Origin of the sequence: Roseateles chitinivorans (assembly GCF_050632145.1) — a bacterium.
Lineage (GTDB): Bacteria > Pseudomonadota > Gammaproteobacteria > Burkholderiales > Burkholderiaceae_C > Roseateles > Roseateles chitinivorans_B.
Genome location: NZ_CP192577.1, coordinates 1,732,935 through 1,747,068, shown reverse-complemented (window position 1 = coordinate 1,747,068; position 14,134 = coordinate 1,732,935). Strand labels below are relative to the sequence as shown.

14 protein-coding genes and 1 pseudogene are annotated in these 14,134 nt (G+C 64.5%); 3 read left to right on the top strand and 12 right to left on the bottom strand.

Annotated elements, in window-relative coordinates; translation table 11 throughout:
* Positions 1-38 precede the first annotated feature (38 nt).
* Positions 39-2,420 (bottom strand): catecholate siderophore receptor Fiu, encoded by a 2,382-nt coding sequence (locus ACQ86G_RS08060; RefSeq protein WP_431260096.1) that lies wholly within the window; start codon positions 2,418-2,420, stop codon positions 39-41.
* A gap of 354 nt (positions 2,421-2,774) precedes the next feature.
* Positions 2,775-3,764: a TerC family protein gene (locus ACQ86G_RS08055; RefSeq protein WP_431260095.1), complete on the bottom strand. Its 990-nt coding sequence runs from the start codon at positions 3,762-3,764 to the stop codon at positions 2,775-2,777.
* A gap of 304 nt (positions 3,765-4,068) precedes the next feature.
* Between ACQ86G_RS08055 and ACQ86G_RS08050 the strand changes: the two genes are divergently transcribed.
* Positions 4,069-4,425, top strand: a complete 357-nt coding sequence (locus tag ACQ86G_RS08050) for a phage holin family protein (protein ID WP_088408643.1) — start codon at positions 4,069-4,071, stop codon at positions 4,423-4,425.
* 19 nt (positions 4,426-4,444) lie between these two features.
* Here the strand turns inward: ACQ86G_RS08050 and ACQ86G_RS08045 are convergent, their stop codons facing one another.
* Positions 4,445-6,079: a M48 family metalloprotease gene (locus tag ACQ86G_RS08045; protein ID WP_431260094.1), complete on the bottom strand. Its 1,635-nt coding sequence runs from the start codon at positions 6,077-6,079 to the stop codon at positions 4,445-4,447.
* On the opposite strand from ACQ86G_RS08045, the pseudogene moaC reads away from it, so the two are divergent.
* A pseudogene (gene moaC / locus ACQ86G_RS08040) lies at positions 6,078-6,559 on the top strand (cyclic pyranopterin monophosphate synthase MoaC). The gene ACQ86G_RS08045 and the pseudogene moaC sit on opposite strands and share 2 nt — an antisense overlap.
* A gap of 44 nt (positions 6,560-6,603) precedes the next feature.
* Here the strand turns inward: moaC and ACQ86G_RS08035 are convergent.
* The 3 genes from ACQ86G_RS08035 to ACQ86G_RS08025 form a co-directional block, all read right to left on the bottom strand.
* Positions 6,604-6,861 (bottom strand): hypothetical protein, encoded by a 258-nt coding sequence (locus ACQ86G_RS08035; RefSeq protein WP_431260093.1) that lies wholly within the window; start codon positions 6,859-6,861, stop codon positions 6,604-6,606.
* Entirely contained in the window at positions 6,822-7,223 is a 402-nt protein-coding gene (locus ACQ86G_RS08030) for a Wzy polymerase domain-containing protein (protein WP_431261359.1), read from the bottom strand. The genes ACQ86G_RS08035 and ACQ86G_RS08030 overlap by 40 nt, the downstream gene beginning before the upstream one ends.
* A gap of 188 nt (positions 7,224-7,411) precedes the next feature.
* Positions 7,412-7,879: an O-antigen ligase family protein gene (locus tag ACQ86G_RS08025; RefSeq protein WP_431260092.1), complete on the bottom strand. Its 468-nt coding sequence runs from the start codon at positions 7,877-7,879 to the stop codon at positions 7,412-7,414.
* Between ACQ86G_RS08025 and ACQ86G_RS08020 the strand changes: the two genes are divergently transcribed.
* Positions 7,878-8,438, top strand: coding sequence for a hypothetical protein (locus ACQ86G_RS08020; RefSeq protein ID WP_431260091.1), 561 nt, complete (start codon positions 7,878-7,880; stop codon positions 8,436-8,438). The genes ACQ86G_RS08025 and ACQ86G_RS08020 overlap by 2 nt on opposite strands.
* Before the next feature lie 48 nt (positions 8,439-8,486).
* Here the strand turns inward: ACQ86G_RS08020 and ACQ86G_RS08015 are convergent, their stop codons facing one another.
* The 6 genes from ACQ86G_RS08015 to ACQ86G_RS07990 all read right to left on the bottom strand — a co-directional run bounded on the left by ACQ86G_RS08015 (position 8,487) and on the right by ACQ86G_RS07990 (position 14,015).
* Entirely contained in the window at positions 8,487-9,263 is a 777-nt protein-coding gene (locus ACQ86G_RS08015) for a TfpX/TfpZ family type IV pilin accessory protein (protein WP_431260090.1), read from the bottom strand.
* Complete coding sequence (locus ACQ86G_RS08010; protein ID WP_431260089.1) at positions 9,263-10,684, bottom strand: O-antigen ligase family protein; 1,422 nt, start codon at positions 10,682-10,684, stop codon at positions 9,263-9,265. The genes ACQ86G_RS08015 and ACQ86G_RS08010 overlap by 1 nt, the downstream gene beginning before the upstream one ends.
* 99 nt (positions 10,685-10,783) lie before the next feature.
* A complete protein-coding gene (locus ACQ86G_RS08005; protein ID WP_431260088.1) occupies positions 10,784-11,218 on the bottom strand; it encodes a pilin in 435 nt (144 codons plus the stop codon).
* A gap of 283 nt (positions 11,219-11,501) precedes the next feature.
* Positions 11,502-12,284 (bottom strand): MBL fold metallo-hydrolase, encoded by a 783-nt coding sequence (locus ACQ86G_RS08000; protein ID WP_431260087.1) that lies wholly within the window; start codon positions 12,282-12,284, stop codon positions 11,502-11,504.
* 239 nt (positions 12,285-12,523) lie between these two features.
* Positions 12,524-13,180 carry an FHA domain-containing protein gene (locus tag ACQ86G_RS07995; RefSeq protein WP_431260086.1) on the bottom strand — a complete coding sequence of 219 codons (657 nt, stop codon included), beginning with the start codon at positions 13,178-13,180 and terminating at the stop codon, positions 12,524-12,526.
* 40 nt (positions 13,181-13,220) lie between these two features.
* Positions 13,221-14,015, bottom strand: a complete 795-nt coding sequence (locus ACQ86G_RS07990) for a Stp1/IreP family PP2C-type Ser/Thr phosphatase (protein ID WP_431261358.1) — start codon at positions 14,013-14,015, stop codon at positions 13,221-13,223.
* Between the last annotated feature and the right edge of the window lie 119 nt (positions 14,016-14,134).

Here is a 14,134-nt window from a genome sequence, read left to right as displayed (position 1 = left end):
GGGCCGGCCGTACGCTACCTCAAACGCTCAGGCGTCGATCAGAAGCCGATGTTGGCCGACAGCGTCGCCGCGCGCGGAGCGCCCAGCACCAGACGACCGCCGCCGTTGTTCAACGAGCTCATGTACTTCTTGTCGAACACGTTGGTCACGTTCAGCTGCAGCGAGACGTTCTTGTTGACGCGGTAGGCGCCCATCAGGTCCATCACGGTGTACGCCGGCAGTTCCGGCAGGCCGGTCGACGGCGCCGCGGCGACGGTGACCACGCGCTTCTGCTCGGACGTGTGACGCGCACCGACGGCACCGGTCCAGTCGTTCCACTGGTACGACGTCCACAGCGTGGCGGACCACTTCGGCGACCAGCGCACGCCGTCCGTCACCGTCTGGTTGGGGTTGGTGGCGGTGGAGGCAGCGCGCTGGTTGATCTGCTTGGTGTCCATCGTCTGGACACCGGCGGTGACCTGCCAGAAGTTGGTCAGTTGTCCGACCGCGGCCAGCTCGATCCCCTGCACGCGGGTCTTGCCGCCTTGCGTGGCGACGTTGGTCAGCGCGTCCACGCTGACCTGGCCGTCGTTCTCGCTGCGGTACAGCGCGGCCGTCAGGCTCAGGCGCTTGCTCAGCAGATCCCACTTGGTGCCCAGTTCGACGTTCTTCGTCTCCTGCGCATCGGCAGCCGTGTTGGCCTGGCCCGAGGTGCTGAGCGAGAAGTTGGCGCTGCCGGGAGGCGTCAGCGAGTTGGCCACGGCAGCGTAGACCGTGCCGTTGTCGGCCAGCTTGTACACGGCGCCCAGGTTCCAGCTGGTGATCCACTTGCCGGCGTTCAGGCGCGAGGTGCTGATCGTGTTGATGTTGGAGCCGGTCGCGGCGCCGGGCGCCAGGACCACCGAGCCGGTGGTGGTCTTGATCTTGTAGTGCTCGGTACGCACGCCCAGCGTGAGCTTGAGCGCGTCGGTCACGGTCAGCGTGTCCAGCGCGTAGATCGCTTGCGTGATGGTGCTGCCTTCGCTGTCCGCACCGTTGGCGTAAGGCGTGCCCAGCACGTCGTTCGCGTTGGGGCGGTAGAGGTTCGCGGCCGGGTTGTTGATCGCGTCGTAGCCCACGCCGTTGATCGTCTGTTTCGTCGTGCCGTAGCCCACGCTGTCCTGGCTTTCGTACATCAGCTCGACGCCGGTGGACAGGTCATGCTTGATCCCGGCGGTCGCGAACGAGGCGTTGACGCTGGTCTGGTTGGCGAGAATCTCGTTGGTCTGGTTCACGCGCTGGCGCGAGCGGGCGATCTGCCAAGTCGAGGGGTCCGCCGTCACGATGGGGGACTGCGCGTTCGGCGGTACGTTGGTGATGCCGATGATGCCGGTGATGATCCGGTCCATGTGGGTCCGGCCGTAGCGCGCGGTGTTGCGCACGGTGAGGCCGTTGCCGATGTCCATCTCCAGCTTGGCCGTGACCATGTCGGCCTTGACCTTCTCGCGGTCGTTGCGGCTGCCGTAGTAGTTGTCGGAGTCCACCTTGGCGGCCGTCTTCAGCGCGTTCAGGCCGGCGATGACTTCCGGCGTCGCGTTGGCAGGCGGGTTCGCGACGGTGAAGCCTGCCCAGCCGACCGCCGGGATGCCGCCGTCCGGCACGTTGTTCTGGCGCACGTGCTGCGAGTACAGGAAGAAGCGCGTCGGCGTGTTCAGGCCGAAGGCGATCCCCGGCGCGATCGCGTGCGTCTTGCGCTCCACGACGTCGCGGCCCGGCACGCCGTTGTCCTGCCACACGGCATTCAGGCGCACGGCGGTGTTGTCCATCACCTTCTGGTTGACGTCGATCGACGCGCGCTTGCGGCTGGCGTCGCCGACCGTGATCACACCGTCGATCGAGTTCTCGATCTGCGGCAGCTTGCTGATCAGGTTGATGTAGCCGGCGGACGCGCCGCGGCCCGTGTCGGCGCCCGACGGGCCTTTCACGACTTCGATCTGCTCGATGTTGAACACGTCGCGGGTGACCGCGCCCAGGTCGCGGATGCCGTCGACGAAGGTCGAGGTGCTGGCCGAGAAGCCGCGCATCTGGAAGGTGTCGCCGGCGGAGGTGTTGCCGTTCTCACCCAGCTGCATCGTGATCCCGGGGGTGTTCTGCAGCGCGTCGATCAGCGAGACCGCGCCCTGCTCCCGCAGCACTTCCTTCTTGATCACCGAGATCGTCTTGGGCGTTTCCAGCAGTGGCTGGGTCAGCTTCGAGGACGCGCTCTTGTCGGTCTTGTAGTCGGACTGGGCCGTGCCTTCGACCTTCACCTGCGGCAGGTAGGGCGCGGCGGCGGCGGAAGCGGTCGAGGCGTCCGCGGGTGCCGGGGTTTCGGCGGCGTGGGCCAGCGGGAAGGTCAGGGAGGCGGCCAGTGCGGCCAGCGGGGCCACCGCATGCTTGCGGCTCTTGATGTAGCGGGACATGGAATCGAGCTCCGAGGGAAGTTCTTGTTGGAATCGGCTCGGCTGGCTGCGCGTGCTGGCGGCGTTGTCCCGGCGCTTCACGGCGCACGGTGGCGAGGCCCCTCCCTGATCGCGACTGGCTGGCGGTAGCGGGTGATTGAGGCCGGACGGGTCTCAAAGGCCGCAAATGCTAAGCATTCTCATTTGAGTGTGTCAAAGATTTGCGTTGCGGAGGTCGTTCCGCGTGGCGAACGCGCGACGTCCCTGTTTCTGTTCTGTAAAGCACGAAACCCGCGGGACGCTGGCGCGTCGCGCGGGTTTCAAAGATCTTTCAGGCCGGACCGGGACATCCGCCCGGATCCGGTCACGCCAGCGTCAGTCGGCCGCCTTGCCGGGCTCGTCCGACAAGTGCGCCGGCAGTTTCGGTGCAGTGCGCAGGCTCCAGACCATCGTGATCGCCAGGATCGCCACCACCACGCCCAACGACAGCAGCACGGGGATCTTGATCACGTCGATCAGCATCATCTTGGCGCCGATGAACACCAGCACCACCGCCAGGCCGTAGCTGAGCAGATGGAACTTGGACGCCATCGCCGCCAGCAGGAAGTACATCGCGCGCAGACCCAGGATCGCGAAGATGTTGGAGCTCAGCACGATGAACGGATCGTTGGTGATCGCGAAGATCGCCGGGATCGAGTCCACCGCGAAGATCACGTCGGTCATGCCCACCAGCGCGATCACCAGCAGCATCGGCGTGGCGATGCGCTTGCCGTTCTCCAGCGTGAAGAAGCGTTCGCCGTCGAAGTTCTTGCTCACCGGCAGCACGCGGCGCAGCAGCTTCAGCGCCGGGTTGTCCTCGAGGTCCGGTTCCTGGCCGGCCGCCCACCACATCTTGATGCCGGTGATCAGCAGGAAGGCGCCGAAGAGATAGAGGATCCAGTGGAACTGCGCGATCAGCCAGCCGCCGACCAGGATCATCACCGTGCGCAGCACGATGGCGCCGATGATGCCCATCATGAGCACCCGCTTCTGGTAGGCCGACGGCACCGCGAAGTAGGTGAAGATCATCAGGAAGACAAAGATGTTGTCGACCGCCAGCGACTTCTCGATGAGATAGCCGGTGATGAATTCCAGCGCCTTGGTGTTGGCGAGTTCCGTGCTGCCCGTGCCGTCACGCACGGCCCACCAGAGCAGGCCCATGAAGGCGACGCTCAACGCCACCCACACCAGCGACCAGTTGATCGCTTCCCGGACCCCCACGTCATGCGCGCCCTGCTTGCGCAGGACGACGAAGTCCAGGATCAGCGACACCACGACGATGCCGACGAATACCACCCACAGCCACATGGGGACGATCGTGCTCATGAGAGCTCCTTGCAAGAGGTGGATGGCGAGCATGCGCCATCCCGGTTTCAACGACAACGCGCCGCCACGGGCGGCACGGTGTGGCCGAAAGGTCTTGCAAGGCTGATGCGGACTCGGGGTCGGTTGACCTGGTGAGTCCGGCGTCAGGTGCAGGGCCCGGCTGCCTTCACGGCAACGTCTTGACGGGCGTCTGCCGCGGCCTGGGCCGCGCGGCTACTCCCCTTCGGAAGGTTCGAATTATCCTGCGTTGTTGACAATTTCAAGTTCGCATTTTCCTGACGATCGATGCCGGTATGCTGAGCGCATGAAAACGCTGACCCGTTGGATGCTGCTGGCGGCTGCGCTGCTGCTGGTGGCGCATCTCTACCCTGGCGTCCAGGTGAAGGGCTTCGTCACCGCGCTGATCGCTGCCTTCGTGCTGGGTCTGTTCAACACGATCCTGCGACCGGTGCTGGTGCTGCTCACGCTGCCCGTGACGCTGTTGACGCTGGGGTTGTTCCTCTTCGTCATCAATGCGCTGCTGTTCTGGGCAACGGCCAGCGTGCTGGATGGTTTCACCGTCGCGGGCTTCGGCGCTGCCTTGATCGGCTCGCTGATCTACTCGCTGTGCGGCATGGCGATCGACGTGCTGATCGAACGCCTGTTCCCCGACAGCGAGTAAGCCACCGCCCTCGAATCGCTCAAGGCTCCGCCCCCTGCGGCACGCCGCGGGGGTACATCTCCATGAGCATCTGTCGACGTTCGTAGCGAAGGTCGCGAAGGCGCGAATCGATCACCGACGCTTCAAACTGATCGGCGGACCGGGCCCGGCCCTGACGTTCCGCGGAGGCAAGGCGGTCGATCGCGCCGGTGATATCGCCGAGCGCGGCACGCGTCTCGCCCTGAGCGCGCAGCGAACGCAGCGGCTGGCCGAGCTGCTGCCACAAGGTGCCGCTTTCCTGCCAGGCCAACGCGTCCTGTGCGTGCAGCGCGAGGTGTGTCTGCAGCGCTTCGGCGGCCTCGCGCTTCACGTCCGGTCGCGGATCCGCCTGGGCCAGGTCGGCACGGATCATCAGCATCGGGCGCGAGCGTTCGCTCTTCAACGGCTCCAGCGCCGCGAAGCCGGCTTCGGGCTTCCCACGAGCCACTTCCAGTTCGACATGCGCATACACCAGTAGCCGCTTCGCGCCCGGATCGGCCCCAAGCAGACCGGCCAAGGCATCGGCAGTCTTCAAGGTGGCTTCAGCGCGGGAGAAGTCGCGCAGCTTGATCGAGGCCAGCGCGCTCGTGTAGCGGGCGGCCAGCTGATCGATGTTCTTCTCCCCGGCCCGCGATCCGGCGTCCAGGCCCTGGAGCACCCGCCATGGATCGGTCCGCTGGTCCATCAACACCTTCGCACGCGCTGCCATCAACGCATGTTCCGAGGTGCCGACCAGCCTGGCCTGGCTGCTCGTGCCCAGCCGCGCCTTGGCTTCACCGATGCGTTCGCTGGTCAGCGGGTGGCTGCGCAGGTAGGGGTAGGCCCCGGAATCCATCAGGTGATAGGCCTGCTCCATGCGTTCGAACATGCTGGCCATGCCGGCGGGCTGGTAGCCGGCCTGCGTCATCACCTGGAACCCGACACGATCGGCCTCGCGTTCCATGTCGCGCGAGAAGTTCAGCTGTGCCTGGGCCGCCGCCGCCTGGCTGGTGACGATGGCCGCCTGCGCGCCGTCGATGCTGCGGCTCTTCGCCGCGGCCAGGACGCCCAGCAGCAGACCGACCGTGGCCAGCGCGCTGGTGCGGGCGTCGCCGACGATGCTGCGCGCGATGTGCCGCTGCGTGACGTGCGACAACTCGTGCCCCATCACCGAGGCCAGTTCGTCGCGCGCGCCGGTCATCGCGATCAGCCCCAGATGGATGCCGACGTAGCCGCCCGGCAGAGCGAATGCGTTCACCGAGCGGTCGCGGACCAGGAAGAGCTCCCAGGCGAAGCGATCGCTCGTGTCATCGCTGATGTTCCCGAGGCGGCGCGCGGCATCCACCAGCGGCTGCCAGGTGTTCTGCGCGTACTCGAGCAGCAGCGGATCGTCGATGTAGTCCGGGTCCGGGCGGATCTGCCGCATGACCTGGTCGCCGAGCTTCTTCTCGGCGCTGATGCTGACGTCGGCCGACACCGAGTCGCCCAGCGCCGGCAGGTTCACCTGCGCGACAGCGCCCTGGCCGAGCAACGCCGCGCTGAGCAGCGCAGCCAGGCAGCGTCGGGTGAAGGGAATGGGGTTCGTTCGCTTCAAGGGATCTCCAGGGCGGGAACTATGATGAGGGCTCTTCGGTTTCGCGATTGTTGCCGCGCTCATGAGCTCGCCTCTGACCCATTTTGACGCCAACGGACAAGCCCACATGGTGGACGTCTCCGGCAAGGATGTCACGCACCGCGTGGCCGGGCCGCGGGCCGCATCCGGATGAAGGCCGAGACGCTGGCGTTGATCCGCGATGGCAACGCCAGGAAGGGCGATGTGATCGGGGTGGCGCGCATCGCCGCCATCCAGGCCGCGAAACGGACCTCGGAGCTGATCCCGCTCTGCCACCCGCTGCCGATCACGCGTGTCGCCGTCGAGTTCGCGCTCGACGAACCGGCCAATGCCGTGATCTGCACCGTGCAGGTCGAGACGCTGGGGCGCACCGGTGTCGAGATGGAAGCGCTGACCGCCGTGCAGGTCGGCTTGCTCACCGTCTACGACATGTGCAAGGCGGCAGATCGCGGCATGGTCATGGAGCAGATCCGCGTGCTGGAGAAGCAAGGCGGGAAGTCGGGCGAGTGGCGCGCCGAGGTCTGAACGCCCTGCGCCGCGTCTGAGATTGCGACCCGTCACGGACGCGATCAACGCAATTCGCGGAAGCTGTATTCGCGCTGCGGCGGTTCGCATTGGAACGGCTTTGCCGCCGCACCGAGCGCGGCGACTTCTTCGCATTCACCGAGCCAATCCGCGCTGGCCGCGTTGCGGAATTCGCGCAGCCGCTGCACCAGGTAGCGGGCCTTGTCGGTTTCTCCCACCGCGTTGAGCGACTTCGCCCAAGCCATCAGCAGGCGGGTATCGATCAGGTGATGCCCGGTCCGCCGTGACGCTTCGAGCGCCACCGCGCCGGGGGTTGCACGGTCGCCTCGGCATAGTCGGCCTGCAGCGCGAACAGCGGAGAGCGCTGGCCCGAGAGGATTCGATCGTCAAGCGACGCGGCACCCGTCGGCGGTGCATAGATATGGACGATGCGCAGATAGTCGACAACCACCAACGGCACCGCCGCCGTGATCGCCAGCCCGAGCACGGCCAGCAGAGGACGCCGGGACAACGGCATATCCGCAGGGCGCGCGACCGGGGCGCGTTCCACCGCCACATCGGCGGTGCGTTTGCCCGACAGGCACAAGCCGAAGGCCAGCGCGGCAGGCAGCAGGAAATAGGCATACCAGAGCGGGTACTCGACCTGGCTATGGACACCGATCATCGCCACGAGCATGCCGGCACAGTGCCCGGCGGGTCCGCCCTGAATGGCGCGCCAGAGCCCGATCGCCAAGCCCCAGGCCAGCAGGCCCAGCGTCAGCAATCCCAACGGCAGGCCCATCTCGACGAGCAGTTGCATCTCGAGGTTGTGCGTGTGATCGAAGAACGCGACCGGTCGATCCGGGAACGGGGTCAAGGTCCAGGCGAGGTTGAAATCCCCCAGCCCGAGCCCGTCAGGGGGTACTGTTGGAGCAGGCCGACGGCATTCTTGAGAATTGCGAGACGCGACGGCGAGCCGGCCCCTTCGTCGGAAAGGCGAGACTGCGCACGGAAGGCGTGGTGCCCGCCTGCGGCGTACAGATCCATCAGGCCCCAGCAGATCCCGAACATGAGTGCGGTAGACGCCAGCGCGATCCGGACGCGAGGCGCCAATCGCCAGTCGATCGCTCCCCAGACCACCAGCAAGGCGATGCCGATCCATCCGGTTCGGGACCCGCTGAGCACCACGCAGAACACGAACAGAAACAGCAGCACGTACAGCGCTGCCGTGCCGGCAAGCGCACTGCGGAGCCGCCGGGCCAGCCAGCCCCCCTGCTCGAGCCAGACAGCGCCGACACAGGCCCACATCAGCAGACTGGCGAGGTGATTGGGTTGCCGCATGTTCCCGACGGCACTTCCCACCACACCCGATCGGGCGATCAGGACACCGTTGGGCCAACTCCGGGAAGAACATCTGCACGATGCAGACCACCACGCTCAGCAGCCCGGCGCCGACGAGCGCGATACAGAAGAGTGTCAGCACCGCATCGCGCTGACTGCTCGTGACCGCGAGGCCGACCTGCACCGCCACCAGCGCGCCCAGCAGCATCGCCATGCTCGTGAGCGCCATCGACCAGGGGAGTCCATGGGTGAAGGGCGCGACGGCTGCGACGGCCGTCATCAACAGCAGACCCAGCGACACGCCGTCAAGCCGCCAGCCAGACGCCAGGGAGCGACCCCACGCCAGCCCCGCGACCAGCAATCCGAGGCCCGCGAACGCCGCCAGCTGGTTGTAGAGCGTGGCCGACGGCGTCTGGTTGTAGGCGATCAGCGGTGCCAGCGTCACACCTACCAGCAATCCGAGAAGGGTCAGTATCTGGCGGTTGGGCTCGGTGACAGCGGCAGAAAAGTCGGCGGCGGGCGCCGTCGCGGCAAGCGTCATGAACGATCCGGGTCGTGAGGTCAGGGCGGAACTCTAACGCCCCTTCAAGCCCACGCTGCTTCGTCCTCAGAATCCGTCGATCGGTGCGAAGCCGACCGGGTCGCCCGTGTTCTTGTCGATCAGCACCGACCAGTCATTGCTGCGCGCGATCATGGGGACCGCCAGGAGCTGCTCGATCGGCCTGCCGGTACGGGCGATGGCCTCGTCCATCGCCGCACGCTCCTTCACGCGCGCAATCAGAGGTGTCAGCGGCTTGGCCACTTTCAGCGCACGCTGACGCCCCTCATCTCCCCAAGGGCGCCAGAAGAGGGGGCGACTGCCAATGTCCGTGCCCGACAACGCCTGGATGACCGCATCGCCACGCTGTTCCGCCGTCGGCTCTGCCGTGTCTACCAGGCGAGGACCATCCAGCGGCAGTGCGCGCAGGCTGTCTTCGGCCTGGGGCAGTTCCTCGGCGACCACGTCGTTCGCGGTGGTCAGGCGAAAGCGTTCGCCCTCCAGCGCCAACACCACAGGCCGCGCCAAATAGACGGTGTGCAAGCCGTAACCCAGGGCCGCCAGCTGAAGCACGACGATGATGGCAAGGTCTCGTGTGAGTTCGCGCATCGGCTTGCGAATGTCAAAGATTGCCAGGGTGATCAGCGGGCCCATGACGATGTCCACGCCCATCACGAGCAGGAGCAGGTTGTCACCGCCAGAGATGATCCGGTAGGGCCAGGGATACCAGAGCAGCAGCACCAGCATCGCCACCAGTGCCGCGATCCCCAGGCAGCTCAGCAGATGGACGGCGGAAGCACGCGTGCGGCGCTGCCATTCGAAAGGTGCCTTCGAAGCAGTTGTCATCAGAACCAGCCGTAAGACCAGAAACGGAACGCCAGGAATTGCTCGCCGATCGGCTTCTTCATGGACTCACCGGTGTGGATATGAGGAATGTCGTCACGCGCCTCCGTGACAGCCTGGATCGTGAACGCCGCCATGACCGACAGCACGAGGCCACGCAGGATGATTCTCGGCTGCGCTTGATGCACTTGCACCGGAGCGTGGGCGTCATTCGAATCCACCGCCAGCAGGAACGCTGCCAGAACCGCAATCCACATCTGCGAGATCGGCATGACCCAGTTGCCGGAGAAGGCGCTGTCGACAAGCACCGCGACCGTCGCAGACGTCAACGCGGCGGCCAGGACCGGCTGAGTCTTCGAGAGGCGGGACACGTTGACAAATGCTCGCCTAAGAAAATTGAAGGCGAGCCAGACAATCAATAGCGTGGCGGGAAGTCCGTACTCCGCAATCACTTGGGCATAGACGTTGTGGGGATGAGCAGCGACGAGATTGACGGTGTTGGAGAAATGCATGGGCCCCACGCCCAGCCACGGCGAACTGGCGAAAAGATCGATGGCCTGTCCGACAAGGAATCCGCGGAAGTGCGAGTTCAGGATCCCATCCGTCATGGCCGCAGAGCTGTGCTGGAGCCAGATGAGCCACAGCAACCCCACGGCAGCGGCACCGGAGCCGAGGGTCGCGACCATCGTGAGGACATATCGCCAACTCAAGCGGCCGAATATGGTGACAGTCACAATGGCGGCGACCGTCAGGCCCAGTATCGACGCCCGTGCCAGATACAGCGAAAGGATCGCGCCACCAGTGATCAAAGCAATGGCCGCCGCCGCTCGCAGCCATCGTGGCGCGGCTGGTCGCAACAGCACCACGCCAGCCAATGGCAACGAGATCGACTGGACATGGTTGAGAAAGCGGGCGTTGTCGAAGCCGAAAATGACCTCCCAAGGAGCAAACAGGTCCTGGTTGAGTGCCGCGCCGATCAGCAATGTCAGCGACCAAATGACCCCATACACGGCTGCGCCGATGGTGATCAGGTCGAGGAAGCGATCCCGCACGTCAGGCTCTGCGAAGCCACGGGACAATTGAAGAGCCAGCAACAGTAGCCCGACAAAGACCGCTACTTCTCTCGCTGCGACAAGCGGGTGTGCCGCGTGTACACAGGAGGCCGCCACCAACAAGCCAAGCACGACGTGCGGCCAATGCTTGGCGAAGATTCGAGAATGTGACCTGGTTGGCAGAGAGAAGGTCCAAACTGCCGCTGCCATCAACAGCACGCCCAGCTGCACCAAACGCGCGAAATCATGAGGATTCAGCTGGGTCGGCAGGGCGCTATGCATGCACGGCACGGCCCACAGCAGCACTGCCAGCGCCAATGGCAGCCAGCGATGCAGATGACAACGGACGGAATGGCAAGGGAACTGGTTCAAGGCTTGATACCTAACGTGATGGTCTAGCCCAGGCGGATTGTCTAACAGCCATTAAAAAAGGAGCCCGAAGGCTCCTTTTTCAGTTCATTGATCAGCAGATCAGGTCGACTTGCACGAAGCCGGGATGAACTTAGCGCTGATCGTGTTGTAGCTGCAAACCCAGCTGATCGACTCAGGGCTGTCAGTAGCGCCACCGGTACCGGTGAGGACGATCGTGCCAGCGGCATCCGGAACGATGGAAGTTGCCGTGATCGTGGAAACGGTGTCGGACGTCTTGGCGTACACCACGCCGCTGACCATCTTGCTCTTGATGTTGTCGGTCGGGACGCTGGTCGCTGCGGGCATCACGCCCTTCACGGTGTAGAACTCCTGGATCGACGCCTTCGGCTGCGTGGCGGCGGCCATCACTTCCGAGACCTTGGTCTTGGTGATGTAGTCACGATAAGCCGGCAGAGCCACGGCAGCCAGAATACCGATGATCGCCACGACGATCATCAGTTCGATCAGGGTGAAACCTTGTTGAACGCGCTTCATAGAAACTCCAGAGAGGAAGTGGGGTAGAGACGAAGCGTATGTACGCAGGGCCCGTGCCAGCCGCTTCTTTCCTTGATCTGTGCATGACGTCACGGACTGGCGGCCCCAGGCAGGACGTCAAGTGACGTTTTTTGTCAGGCCGGCTGCCCAGATTTGTCACCCGCACCGTCCCTGACAAGGTTTGTCAGATGGCTTCGACTTTCCAACCTCGCGCTCCAAAGCAACACAGCCCACAGCGGACATCCGATGCGGGCTGCGACGAGAGAAAACATCTCGAAGTTCGTCAGTCGAGCGAAAACTCTTGGAAGTTCTCCAACGCCGAGATCCTGTGCTTCGTGCGCAGCGCTCTCACCGCATCCATCACCGCGGCACGTTCTCCCGGCTTGATATGGGTGATGTGCACGTCGATCGCACCGCCAAGCTTCCCGAGCTCCTCCCGGAGCGTCGTTGGGCAGAGGTGCTTGCTGATGCCAGCCAAGCCGCATTCCTCGTCACCGAAAGCGCACTCGATGACCAGGTGCGCCACCTTGATCTCCGACAGCCGCTGCCAGAGCGCCGGGTTCGGCCCGGTATCACCCGTGAAGACCCAGTGTCCCACTGCGCCCCCGTCGACGGCAAAGCCCACGGCCGGCACCGTGTGAACGGCGCTGATGACCTCGATGTGTCGGCCCGCACCCAAGTCCAGCCGGTCACCGACGGCAAATTCGTGGAAGGTCAATGCCGGCCGTTCGGGTGATGGAAGGCGGGTGAAGTCAGGCCAGATCACGCCGTTGAAGACGTGGGCGCGGAGCGCCTGCAGCGTTTCGGGGAGTGCGTGTACCTTGACTGGGGGACGACCAGCCTGCGCACGTCGACGCTGGACCGTATCGGCCAGCAGCCCGATCGCCAGAACATGGTCGAGATGCGAATGCGTCACCAGGATGTGGTCCACCTCGACCATCGCGTCCACGGTCAGCTCGGCCACACCACTGCCCGCGTCGATGAGCACATCGTCATCAAGCAGGAAGGAAGTGGTTCTGTAGCCAGCCGCCAAGGCGCCGGCGCAACCGAGCACGCGAATCTTCATGCGGAAGACTGTAGAGGCACCCTCGTGCGGCGCTAAGCGCCGAATCCTCGATTCGAAGATTTATTGCTGTCGCTTACGCGACCCCGGCCCGATGCCGTGAAAACATGCACGCGCGTAGGTGTTCGCCCGACAGAAGCGAATCATCTCGATACAGGATGGCGCGCCAAAACCACGCGGATTAGCCGCCCGCAGGCAGCAAGAAGGGCCCCGCAGGGCCCTTCGCATAGAGACGTCAGCACTCAGGCCTGGACGAACTGCATCTGCGTACCGGCCAGCTCAATCACGTCACCGTTCTTCAGCGGAACCGATTCGGCCGTCAGAGGCGCACCGTTCACCATCGGGCGGGCGCCACCCTCGACGTGCGCGAACACATACCCACTGGGCCGCTTGGTGATCGACGCCACCTGGACACCGGGCTTGCCTACCGTCGTCACGACCTTGGTCAGCGACACCTCCCGGCCTGCAGCGGGTCCGTTCAGTACCTTGATCGCTGCCGGCGCGGTGGACACGGGCGCCGGCCCAAGCCCGCCGAATGAGGACGGCAGACCGAAACCACTGCTTGGCGCGGTGCCAGGACGCAGGATCATCGTCTTCTCGTAGTCAGCGTTGTCTTCGATCAGGAACTTGATCTTGTACTTGCCGACCTCGATCACATCACTGTGCGACAACAACTGCTTCTTGATGGCCTTGCCGTTGATGTACGTGCCGTTGGTCGAGTTCAGGTCCTCGATGAAGACATCCGCCCCGACCATCTGCAGCACGGCGTGTTCGCCACTGACCGCCAGATTGTCGATGACGATATCGTTGTACGGCCGCCGGCCGAGCGTGGTCTTGTCCTTGGTGATCTGCACTTCCTTGATCACCACACCGTCGAGCGACACCACCAGCTTGCCCATGCTTGACCTCGAGTCCTGTCTTTATTTGTAGAGGGCCGCCTCAACGGCGCCCATTGTTGCGACTGAATGGCCACCACGCCCATGGCTTGGTGCGAGTTTCCGCGCGAACCAGAACGATCGCAATATTATCCTTGCCGCCCATGTCATTGGCCGTGTCCACCAGCGCCTGCGCCGCTTCGGGCAGATCGTTGTGGCTTTGAAGCACCTGTGCCACGCTGACGTCATCCACCATGTCGGAGAGACCGTCGCTGCACAGCAGGATCTGATCGCCGGGCAGCAACTCGTGCTGATGAACCTCCAGCATCACCGTATCCTCGACACCAACGGCTCGCGTGACCAGATTCTTGTTGCTGCTGAAGACGGCTTCTTCCGGCGTCAGTAGACCTGCATCGAGCTGTTCCTGCAGCAACGAATGGTCACGCGTCAATTGCACGAGCTGGCCCTCTCGAAATCGATAGGCTCGCGAATCGCCCACGTGTCCCAGCAACAAGCTCTGTTCCCGGAACACGGCCAGTACGAGCGTCGTCCCCATGCCCGCATAACGTGGGTTGGTATTGGCGGCGTTGAAGATCGCGCGGTTGGCGTTGTCCACGCAGATGTCCATCGCGCGCCGGACATCGATGTCGGTCGCATGCTGGCCAGCCTCTGCCAGCCATCGACCCAATTCCGACTTGATGAAGGTCGTCAGCATCTGGCTGGCCACCTCCCCGGCGTTGTAGCCCCCCATGCCATCGGCAAGCACTGCGAGCCCGACGCCCGGTTCCAGGGCGACCGAGTCTTCATTGTTGTCGCGCACACGACCGGTATCGGTGGCGCTGAAGAACTCCAGGGTCATGTCTTGCTGGCGGGATCGGCTGGGGGAAGGGGATTGTGCACTGCGCCCTGGGACTGTAGCCGCAAAGTTTGCTCGAATGCCTGTCCCGCCGGTGGGGGGTGTGGCGCCTGTGCTATTGG

Bases quoted from the DNA above. Each gene is read 5' to 3' on its own strand.
- ACQ86G_RS08060 (WP_431260096.1), bottom strand. From the start codon at position 2,420: ATGTCCCGCTACATCAAGAGCCGCAAGCATGCGGTGGCCCCGCTGGCC.
- ACQ86G_RS08055 (WP_431260095.1), bottom strand. From the start codon at position 3,764: ATGAGCACGATCGTCCCCATGTGGCTGTGGGTGGTATTCGTCGGCATC.
- ACQ86G_RS08050 (WP_088408643.1), top strand. From the start codon at position 4,069: ATGAAAACGCTGACCCGTTGGATGCTGCTGGCGGCTGCGCTGCTGCTG.
- ACQ86G_RS08045 (WP_431260094.1), bottom strand. From the start codon at position 6,079: ATGAGCGCGGCAACAATCGCGAAACCGAAGAGCCCTCATCATAGTTCC.
- ACQ86G_RS08030 (WP_431261359.1), bottom strand. From the start codon at position 7,223: ATGATCGGTGTCCATAGCCAGGTCGAGTACCCGCTCTGGTATGCCTAT.
- ACQ86G_RS08020 (WP_431260091.1), top strand. From the start codon at position 7,878: ATGTTCCCGACGGCACTTCCCACCACACCCGATCGGGCGATCAGGACA.
- ACQ86G_RS08025 (WP_431260092.1), bottom strand. From the start codon at position 7,879: ATGCGGCAACCCAATCACCTCGCCAGTCTGCTGATGTGGGCCTGTGTC.
- ACQ86G_RS08015 (WP_431260090.1), bottom strand. From the start codon at position 9,263: ATGACAACTGCTTCGAAGGCACCTTTCGAATGGCAGCGCCGCACGCGT.
- ACQ86G_RS08005 (WP_431260088.1), bottom strand. From the start codon at position 11,218: ATGAAGCGCGTTCAACAAGGTTTCACCCTGATCGAACTGATGATCGTC.
- ACQ86G_RS08000 (WP_431260087.1), bottom strand. From the start codon at position 12,284: ATGAAGATTCGCGTGCTCGGTTGCGCCGGCGCCTTGGCGGCTGGCTAC.
- ACQ86G_RS07995 (WP_431260086.1), bottom strand. From the start codon at position 13,180: ATGGGCAAGCTGGTGGTGTCGCTCGACGGTGTGGTGATCAAGGAAGTG.
- ACQ86G_RS07990 (WP_431261358.1), bottom strand. From the start codon at position 14,015: ATGACCCTGGAGTTCTTCAGCGCCACCGATACCGGTCGTGTGCGCGAC.